The following is an 8,515-nucleotide window of genomic DNA, read 5'->3' as shown; positions in this document are numbered from 1 at the left end:
GTATTAGCTGGTCAAGGATGGCGATCATACCTCAGAAGCCGCGCCACGCCTCGCTCATATGAGGGGATGGCTGAGCAAAAAATCACTAAACAGCGCCTTAGATATAATAGGTGTAGCCGTGATACCAGCACATTGTCTCAATCGCTCCTTCGAAAATTCCATATTGTAATATAAGAAATCCACATCAAACAATGCTCTTGGCACAATTGCATTTATTTGTTGGTTACACGCACCTGCATTTTTTAAAATTGCATTTTTTCCTATGCTAGCAATACAAGTTACCAAAACTGAGTTCACGGGTAACCCGCGTATTGTCTGAAGTCCTTTTTCTGTAATCCGACGTTCGGATTTAAATATGTTCTTTGCATCACCAATATCTGTCGGTGTGACCCATGGAATATCCCCCTCCCAGTAACAAGCAACAGCAGTTGGGGGAGTACTTCCTGTTATAATTGAACCCACTGTATTGATAGAGTTGATATCCCAGTCCTCTGGAATTTGTCCCAGCTCGCTGGATTTATAACCTTTGGGGTTGCCATCGGGGCGCAGGGCAAACTGCGGCAGGCGGGTACGGCCGGTCAGCAGTTGCTGCATAGCGGCGGTCTTGATAGCCTGTTTCTTGGCGATCAGCTGCTCCAACGCATCGATCAGCGCGTCACTATCCGACAGCACATTGGCAATGGCGGTTTGTTCTTTTACTGATGATGGTTTTACAACTTTAAATTTTGATATCGTTGAAAAATTGATGGCGGGCATTGTCGACGAACCTGAAACGTCCAATATGTCCGAGTGCCTAAAACCTAAATAATAAAAGTAAAAGCTTTCATGCACATCTACCTTTGGCAATAATCTAAATAAGTTATTGGCTATAAGACCTTCCTTGTTAAAGCCAACCAGTCCGGGGGCTCCATATCTGACCATAAACAAATCATTGCAGGTTAAACACTCTGTCTTTCTAATGTTTTTTATATATCTGGGGGGTTCATTTTGGTTTGTTAGATCAATAATCCTGATAAACCGAACAAAACCATCCAGTCTAGTTTTAGACTGCTTTTCTACAGGGACTTGAACTCCTTGTTTGAAATAAAACAATTCAGAGAGGTCTAAACAACCCCAATCTTCCGGAATAACCCCCACCTCGGTCTGCTTATAACCTACCGGGATCGCCTTGCCTACTGCCTCTTGCATCATCTGTTCTGCCATTATGCCCACTCCAGCCCCATGGCCTTCAGATGGGCTGCCACCTTGGCCTCCAGCTCGCTCACGTTTTGGGTGAGTTGTGGCAGGGAACTGCTATAACGCACCTCCAGCTCCTTGACCCGATTAGCCAACTGCTGGGTGACCCGTTCAATCTCGGCTTCCAGCGCGCCGCGCAAGCTCGCCTGCCATTTATCTTCCACCAGCAGGGTTTTAATCTCGTTATCCTGCAGCTTGGGGTAGTGGGCAAACACCGCTTTATCGAGGGATTCGCTGGCCTCTTTGTGCGCCTTCTTGGCTCGGGTCTCGGCGTCGAACAGCTGCTGCGCCTGCTTGAGCACAGCCAGCTCCTCCTTGTCGGTGGCGACCTTGATACGCCCCTTGACGCTGGCGGCGGTGACCTTTTCCTTGTCGTTCATCGCCTCGACCAGACCGCCCTCTTCCCCGCTCTGCTCCTCAATAAAGCTCTCCAGTGCCTGGCTCGCTTCATCATGCGCGGCTTGCAGGGTATCGAGCTCTTTTTGCTCATTGGCAAAGAAGCGGGCCACCAGCAAGGCGGGTGGAATAAGCTCAGCCTTGTACTTGGCTTTACCAATTACCAGATCCGGGCTCTCTTTGATCTTTTCGCCCTTGTCGGCAATCAGCTCGCGCAGTACCCGACCCGCTGGCCAGCCATCTTGGGAAAGCACATAGAGATCGTCTTGCAGTTGGCTCTGCCAGTAGTCCATCAGCAGCTGATAGATGGCGTAGGGGTCGAGCAGCTCACCGGTCGCCTCGGCGCTCGCGCGGTAGTGCTCAAGCAGTGCTTCACTCACCTCGTCGATCAGCGCCTTGGGCGAGTCACCCTTGGCAAACTCGCCGAACTGGCACTCGCTAAACCACTGGGCGAACGGCGCCAGCGCCGCCTGTTTGAAGCGGGCAAACTCCTCACAGGCCAATATGGTGCCCTTGACCTTGGCGGCGGCTACCCGCGCCTCACTGTAACCGGTCCGCAACGGGGCAAACAGGGTAGCCTTGAGGGTCGGGAATACCCGCCAGTAGGGGCCAAGTGCCGCGATATCGCGCTCGGGGATCCCCCCTTGCAGGTGACCGGCCAGATCGTGCAGGTCTTCCCCTTCGCTGCCATCGATATAGCGCGGGATATTGAGGTTGTAGTCGTTGCGGGCGATCTCGCTAAGTGGCACCCAGCGGCTGTAACCCTCCAGGATCAGGCCACGGGTGAAGGTGTCGACAATCTTGTGGATGTCTTGCTCGCGCAGCCGGTTCTTGTTGCCATCTTTGATAAAGCCTTTGCTGGCATCGATCATAAACAGCCCTTGCTCATTGCTGGCCAGTGCATTGAAGGCGCGGGTGTGGGCGCTCTCTTTGTCGATGACGATGATGCAGGCGGGAATACCGGTGCCGTAGAAGAGGTTGGCGGGCAGACCGATGATCCCCTTGATATAGCCCTGCTTGAGCAGGTTCTCGCGGATACGCGCCTCGGCATTGCCGCGAAACAGCACGCCGTGGGGCAGGATCACTGCCCCCTTGCCGGTGCTCTTCAGGCTCTTGATGATGTGCAGCAAGAAGGCGTAATCGCCATTTTTATCGGGCGGCACGCCCCAGACAAAGCGGCCGAACTCGTCGTGTTCGGCATCGAGGCCGCTGGTCCAGTTCTTGTTGGAGAAGGGCGGGTTGGCAACGGCGAAGTCAAAGGTCTTGAGCTGGTTGTTGCCCTCCTTCCATTGGGGCGCTGCCAGGGTGTTGCCCTTCCAGATTGCTGCAGTGGGGTTGTCGTGCAGGATCATGTTCATCCGCGCCAGCGCACTGGTGGCGTTGTCCATCTCCTGCCCGTAAATGGTCAGCCCCTTGGGGCCCGCCTCGTCGCTCGCCTTGAGCAACAAGGAGCCAGAACCACAGGTGGGGTCGTAGACGGTGGCATCTTGCGGGGTCTGGCGGCTGATACCGATCACCTTGGCCAGAATACGCGACACCTCGGCCGGGGTGTAGAACTGCCCCTTGGACTTGCCTGACTCGGTGGCAAAGTGGCGCATCAGGTATTCGTAGGCATCACCCAGCAGGTCATCACCTTCGGTGCGGTTTGCCGACAGATCCAACCCCTCGAAGATGGCCACCAGCTTGGAGAGGCGGTCGATCATCTCCTTGCCCTTGCCGAGCTTGTCTTCGTCGTTGAAGTCGGCAATGGTGATCACCCCCTGCAGATCGTTGGCAGTAGCCAGCGCGCTGATGATGGTGTTGATCCTCTCGCCTATCTCCTTGTTGCCCTTGAGCGCCACCATGTCGTCAAAGCTGGCCCCTGCCGGCACCTCAATCATGGCGTACGGGTTGCCCTTGGCCTTGTCGGATACGTATTTTACAAACAGCAGGGTCAGCACATAGTCCTTGTACTGGGAGGCATCCATGCCGCCGCGCAGCTCATCGCAGCCAGCCCAGAGGGAGGAGTAGAGTTCGTTCTTCTTGATAGCCATGAGTCAGGTATTCCGATAAGAGTCAGTTTGCGCCGAGGGCACATGGAAAACGAAAAGAGGCAGAGATTCACAACCTTGCCGGTTGCGGCGCCAGAAATTGCCGACGAGTTTACCCACTTGGTCCCGTTGCAACCATGCCTGATATCACATCAGAGGGTGATGCACCGACCGTTTGCTGCAAAAGCCATCATTTGCCTTCAAGCAAGGGTGGCGGTGTACTCTCGCCACGGCATTTGAGTTGCCCCAGCGCGTTGGTTCGGCAGACGGTGCCATCGGAGGCACGCAGGTTACCGAGACTATCCTCACGCCACGTCACCCGTTCGCCGGTTTTGGCATTGCTGCCACGCACATGGCCCAGTGCGTCTTGGCGGTAGGTGGTACCATCGCAGCCCTTGAGGTTGCCCAACGGATCGGTGCGCCAAGTAATGCCGGTCCCCGAGTCTTTGATGTTGCCAAGCGCATCCTCACGCAGGGTGCCCTGTTTGCCATCGTCACACTGATAACGGGTATTGCCCAACGCATCTTCCCGATAGGTGCAGTCGACGGCAAACACGATTTGCGGCATTAGGCCAAGCAACAGGGCGATCAGTGACAACGAGCGTGTCGCTAACCAAAAGCCGGGTTGGTTACTCATCGCATATCCCCTCTGACGTGAACTCGGCTGACTATACCGGGCCAGCCGCACAGCTTCGATACTGGGGTTTTGCACATGTCGTGTTTTCAGGCGGATACAACTTTGACTCTAAAGAGTGTGAACAAGGAGCTCACTGCAATAATTTGAGCCGTGTTACTCTAGGCCAAATGGAACTTGCCTGAGGGATATCATGCCGATACAACCACCCCCTTCTACTTATCGCTGTCCAACCTGTGGCTGGCACAAGACGGTCGTTCCCAAGAGCGATGTTATGGTACGTGGCCACACCTGGTTTGAGGCCTGTCCCGAGTGCCACCATGCCCCACTGGAACAATCGTCGGCCACCATGGTGGAGCTGGCCATTGCAACGCTGAAGGGTGTCATCCACAAGTAGCCGCTGCTATCACCACATTGCTATTCCAGCCAGTTCCTCACCAACCTGATGATCAAGCAGCAGGACAGAGAGTCTGGTTGTCAAAGCTGGCTATTCATCTGATCGAGAAGGAGATCGTCGTTGAATTTTGAACAGTTGAAAACTCGTCACCGGACTCTGCGTGAACACTCTCCCAGCAACCTCAACCTGCGAGTTCATCGTGCCTTAAGCTGGCTGCAACGTGCTGAAATGGCCGAAGATGAAGATGGCCGCTTTATCTTTCTCTGGATTGCATTCAATGCGGCTTATGCCACTGAAATCGATGACGATCGTCGCCTCTCGGAACAGGAGACCTTCAAAGCCTTTCTGGAAAAATTGTGCGAGCTGGATGCGCACCAGCAGATCGAGCAGCTGGTCTGGCAAGAGTTCTCTGGCAGTATCCGCATGCTGCTGGACACCCCGTTTGTGCTGCAAAGCTTCTGGGATTATCAGAGCGGCAAGATCAGCGAAGCCCAGTGGAAGGAGCGGCTGGCACAAGGCAAGAAGATGGCAAACCAGGCCCTCGCCAGCAGTAACACCCCACAGTTGCTGGGCGTGCTGTTTAACCGCCTCTATACCTTGCGCAACCAGTTAATTCATGGCGGTGCGACCTGGAACAGCTCGGTCAATCGCAAACAACTGAAGGATTGCGCCAACCTGCTCGGCAAACTGGTGCCGGTGATCATCGAGTTGATGATGACCCATCCCGATACCCTGTGGGGAGATGCCTGTTATCCGGTGGTTGAGCTGGCTGGTTAATCAGTCGCAAGATGGCGGGCTGCGATGGCCCCGCGGCTTCAATCCGTCCGATCTGACAGATAGAAAGCCCCGGCTAACAGACCATAGACAAACCGCACCCGCTCATCCCTGCCCAGCAGCACACCGAGTAGCACTTCGCTGCTTGCCAAATCGTCACCATGCCAGAAGCACCAGAGGGCTGCCTCCACTACATCCAACCAGCTGGCATGGCCCAGCTGATTGCGTGACTTTCGCCGCCAGCTGCCGCGCACCACGGCGCAGCTATTCGGGGATGTGGCCGCAATATCGTGCCTCACACTCTGGTCTATGACGGGATCCGCTGGCACGTACGCGCCTACTGCGAGAAGAAGGGGGAATATCTGGACTTTGTGATGAGTCGTTTTCGCGGCGAACCGGATCTGCTGGATGCCTCCCCTCACGGCCGGGAGCAGGATCTGGAGTGGAACACCCATGCGGTAGTCGTTCCCAATCCAGGCCTCAGCGAGGGTCAGCAGGCAATCATTGCCAGAGACAATGCCATGACAGGGAACCAGCTGTTGATTAACCAGCGCATCCCTTTGATGCACTACGCATTGGAGCGGATGCAGGTGAGCTACAACGGAGAACATCAACCGCATCCCCTGCTCTACCCGCTGGTACTGGCCAACCGGGAGGAGCTCATCCAGCAAGGCTGTACCTTCAAGCTCAAGAGTGCGGATTTGCTGACACAACACAGCTCGTCTGACAGACACCAGAGTAACAACGGGTAAAGGGAATGAAATTCAAAAGAAAAATTCCCGAGCAATGCCCGGGAATTTTTAGATAAGAAGCGACCGCATTAGGGTCACGTGTCAGCACACACTTTACTGACAAGCGCCTAGCAGCTTCCAGGGACCACCTTGGTCCGGCTGGTTATTGGTGTTCCACCACTTGGCCTCATAGATGTTGCCGACATAGGTCGCCTTGTCACCGGTGTTGTACACCTGAGTGCTGTTCCAGGAGGCCGGACAGGCACTACCCTTCTCGAAGCTCACTTCAAGGCGGTGATTGGCCGCCAAGCTGGGGAAGGTATAAGCGCTCGCCACCGGCTGGGCCGCGCCATCGACGGTGATACTCTTCACTCGATATCCGGGATCAGGAATGAACGCAACTGTCAGTGCACTTCCCCCTTTTGCCTGAATAATACCTGCAGTATCCGGTGCAGGAGAGATAGAGCCACCGGTGCCGACGACACTAGCACGAATGTCAAACATCACGGGAATATCGATCGTCACCTCTTTGTACTGACCGCTGAAGCCGGAGAAGTTCCGTTCAGAGAGACTCTTCACATCGGTATTGCGCAGGATAACGATCTTCTTGTCACCCTTGGCAAACGGCTCGAGCAAGGTCAGCTCGGTATTGGCACCATTTTGAGTCAACTTTACAGCAGAAAATGGCACTGGCTGATTGCTTGGAACGGTCAGCACCGTTTTTTGCGGATTGAAGCTGTTCACCACCAGCGACATATTCCAGCCCCAGGTTTTGTGATCAAGCGGCACGATAAAACCCAGACGATCAAAGCTGCCGGTCACGTTGAGGAACATATCAGGCGACAGGTCGGCCAACGTCAACCCCATCAGCTCATACGAAGCATAAATGCCGCCGTCATCGGCTTGGGGACCAATCACCACCGAAGAGCTAGTCTCATAAGCTTTGAGATGCTTGAACCCAATCCCCGACGAACCCTCGATACGATCCACCTTGGGGTCAAACTGGGCGACGACCTGCTTGCCTGAATTCCACGCCAGCGTGTACACCATAGACTGAATGATCACTTGTGAAGGATTGGCCAGTACATCGCCAGCATTGATGTTGTTCAGAATGATTTTTTGTCCGGCCACATCTATTTCAGCGCCATTTTTCCCCTGAGTGACCACCATGGACGCCAGAGGTGATTCGCTGGACCATCCACGTAGCACGATCTTATCCTTGCCGATAACAAAGTCGGTAACCGTGGTGATAGAGCCCTTCTGCTCATTGAGTAGCAGCTGGTTTTTGCCACCCCCCAAGATAACGGTGTCATTCCCCCACCCCGCCATCAGAACTTCATCGTAAGGGGAGCCTTGAGTGACGCTGTCACCCGGTACATCAAACAGCGTGTTGTAACCGCCAAACTTATGCACATATTTGGTGATACAAGTTCCCTGCTCGTCACACGTGATCTTGTCTTTGGTCAACAGCTCGGCGGTTCCCCACGCTCCACGCAAGTGAGCAGCGGCCAGGATACCGGACATAGTTGCCTTGACCGTTACCTGCTGCCCGTTATCATCCGTATCGGTCCAGCTTTTCGACAAGGCCTGTGCCCAGGTCATATTGGCATCTTGTAGGAGCTTGCTGATGACCTTGTAGTTGAAGTGCATGACATCCCGGATCACCAACTCCTGTTTATCGGGCTTGATGAAATCGGTGAAATTGTTGACCCCGTTCTTGCCGATAAAATGCCCTTGCCAGCGGTTAATATCCGTTACGTACACCTGATTACCGCCTGATCCCGGGATTTCAGCCAGCGCCTCGGTTTTACAACCGATCCAGGTCGAATCGGGCACGAACATATAAAAGCTGTCGTATTCCTTACCTGCAATCTGTACTGTCGGCGGGCTGTAATAGCCTCCATCGATCAATACCGCTTCACCCAGCTGATACCCGACAAAGCCCCACGCATTCATCGAGCTGTACTGCATCAACTTGAACATGCCCGGGTCATGAGGGGTATTTTCGTTATAGATGCTGCCAAGACCCAGTTTGGTAAAGTACTGCCTTATCGTTGTAGGCTCTTGCACCATACTCCCTGTGGCGCAGTCCCTGACGAGTCGACCCGGCTTGGTGACCTTAGCGTAGGTATAAACGGGGTTATCCAGATTATCGAGGTAAAACTGACTCAGTGCCGGATTGATACCGGACTCAAAATTTCTGAGACTATCGAGAAACTCTTGCATTCCCCCAGTTGAGGCCAGGGCGGGATCGCACTTTGTTAATGAAATTTGAACAGGCAGATCGTCTGTGATCTAATCGCGTCTCCATGCAGGA

General features: G+C 54.1%; 8 protein-coding genes. 3 read left to right on the top strand and 5 right to left on the bottom strand.

Features of this window, described 5'->3' with window-relative positions:
• Positions 1–54: 54 nt before the first annotated feature.
• From OKC40_RS21175 to OKC40_RS21165, 3 genes are all read right to left on the bottom strand, one after another.
• Complete coding sequence (locus OKC40_RS21175; RefSeq protein WP_270796893.1) at positions 55–1,203, bottom strand: restriction endonuclease subunit S; 1,149 nt, start codon at positions 1,201–1,203, stop codon at positions 55–57.
• A complete protein-coding gene (locus tag OKC40_RS21170; RefSeq protein ID WP_270796891.1) occupies positions 1,203–3,665 on the bottom strand; it encodes a type I restriction-modification system subunit M in 2,463 nt (820 codons plus the stop codon). The genes OKC40_RS21175 and OKC40_RS21170 overlap by 1 nt, the downstream gene beginning before the upstream one ends.
• Before the next feature lie 187 nt (positions 3,666–3,852).
• Positions 3,853–4,299: a hypothetical protein gene (locus tag OKC40_RS21165; RefSeq protein ID WP_270796890.1), complete on the bottom strand. Its 447-nt coding sequence runs from the start codon at positions 4,297–4,299 to the stop codon at positions 3,853–3,855.
• A 190-nt stretch (positions 4,300–4,489) separates the two neighbouring features.
• On the opposite strand from OKC40_RS21165, the gene OKC40_RS21160 reads away from it, so the two are divergent.
• Positions 4,490–4,693, top strand: coding sequence for a hypothetical protein (locus OKC40_RS21160; protein WP_270796888.1), 204 nt, complete (start codon positions 4,490–4,492; stop codon positions 4,691–4,693).
• Between the two features lie 120 nt (positions 4,694–4,813).
• Positions 4,814–5,470, top strand: a complete 657-nt coding sequence (locus OKC40_RS21155; RefSeq protein WP_270796886.1) for a HEPN domain-containing protein — start codon at positions 4,814–4,816, stop codon at positions 5,468–5,470.
• Positions 5,471–5,508: 38 nt separating this feature from the next.
• On the opposite strand, the gene OKC40_RS21150 is transcribed toward OKC40_RS21155, so the two are convergent.
• Complete coding sequence (locus OKC40_RS21150; RefSeq protein WP_270796885.1) at positions 5,509–5,766, bottom strand: ADP-ribosylglycohydrolase; 258 nt, start codon at positions 5,764–5,766, stop codon at positions 5,509–5,511.
• On the opposite strand from OKC40_RS21150, the gene OKC40_RS21145 reads away from it, so the two are divergent.
• A complete protein-coding gene (locus tag OKC40_RS21145; protein WP_270796884.1) occupies positions 5,758–6,219 on the top strand; it encodes a hypothetical protein in 462 nt (153 codons plus the stop codon). The two genes, OKC40_RS21150 and OKC40_RS21145, sit on opposite strands and share 9 nt — an antisense overlap.
• Positions 6,220–6,312: 93 nt before the next feature.
• Here OKC40_RS21145 and OKC40_RS21140 read toward each other — a convergent pair whose 3' ends face one another.
• Positions 6,313–8,424 carry a carbohydrate-binding protein gene (locus OKC40_RS21140; protein ID WP_270796883.1) on the bottom strand — a complete coding sequence of 704 codons (2,112 nt, stop codon included), beginning with the start codon at positions 8,422–8,424 and terminating at the stop codon, positions 6,313–6,315.
• Positions 8,425–8,515: the final 91 nt, after the last annotated feature.

This window comes from Aeromonas sp. QDB11, from assembly GCF_027705265.1.
GTDB lineage: Bacteria > Pseudomonadota > Gammaproteobacteria > Enterobacterales > Aeromonadaceae > Aeromonas > Aeromonas allosaccharophila.
Note: the sequence above shows the minus strand (reverse complement) of the source record. Positions and strands in the feature narration are given on the sequence as shown.

What these genes read in the sequence shown, in the direction of transcription:
- OKC40_RS21170 (WP_270796891.1), bottom strand. Translation starts at nt 3,665, where the DNA reads ATGGCTATCAAGAAGAACGAACTCTACTCCTCCCTCTGGGCTGGCTGC.
- OKC40_RS21165 (WP_270796890.1), bottom strand. Translation starts at nt 4,299, where the DNA reads ATGAGTAACCAACCCGGCTTTTGGTTAGCGACACGCTCGTTGTCACTG.
- OKC40_RS21175 (WP_270796893.1), bottom strand. Translation starts at nt 1,203, where the DNA reads ATGGCAGAACAGATGATGCAAGAGGCAGTAGGCAAGGCGATCCCGGTA.
- OKC40_RS21140 (WP_270796883.1), bottom strand. Translation starts at nt 8,424, where the DNA reads ATGCAAGAGTTTCTCGATAGTCTCAGAAATTTTGAGTCCGGTATCAAT.
- OKC40_RS21160 (WP_270796888.1), top strand. Translation starts at nt 4,490, where the DNA reads ATGCCGATACAACCACCCCCTTCTACTTATCGCTGTCCAACCTGTGGC.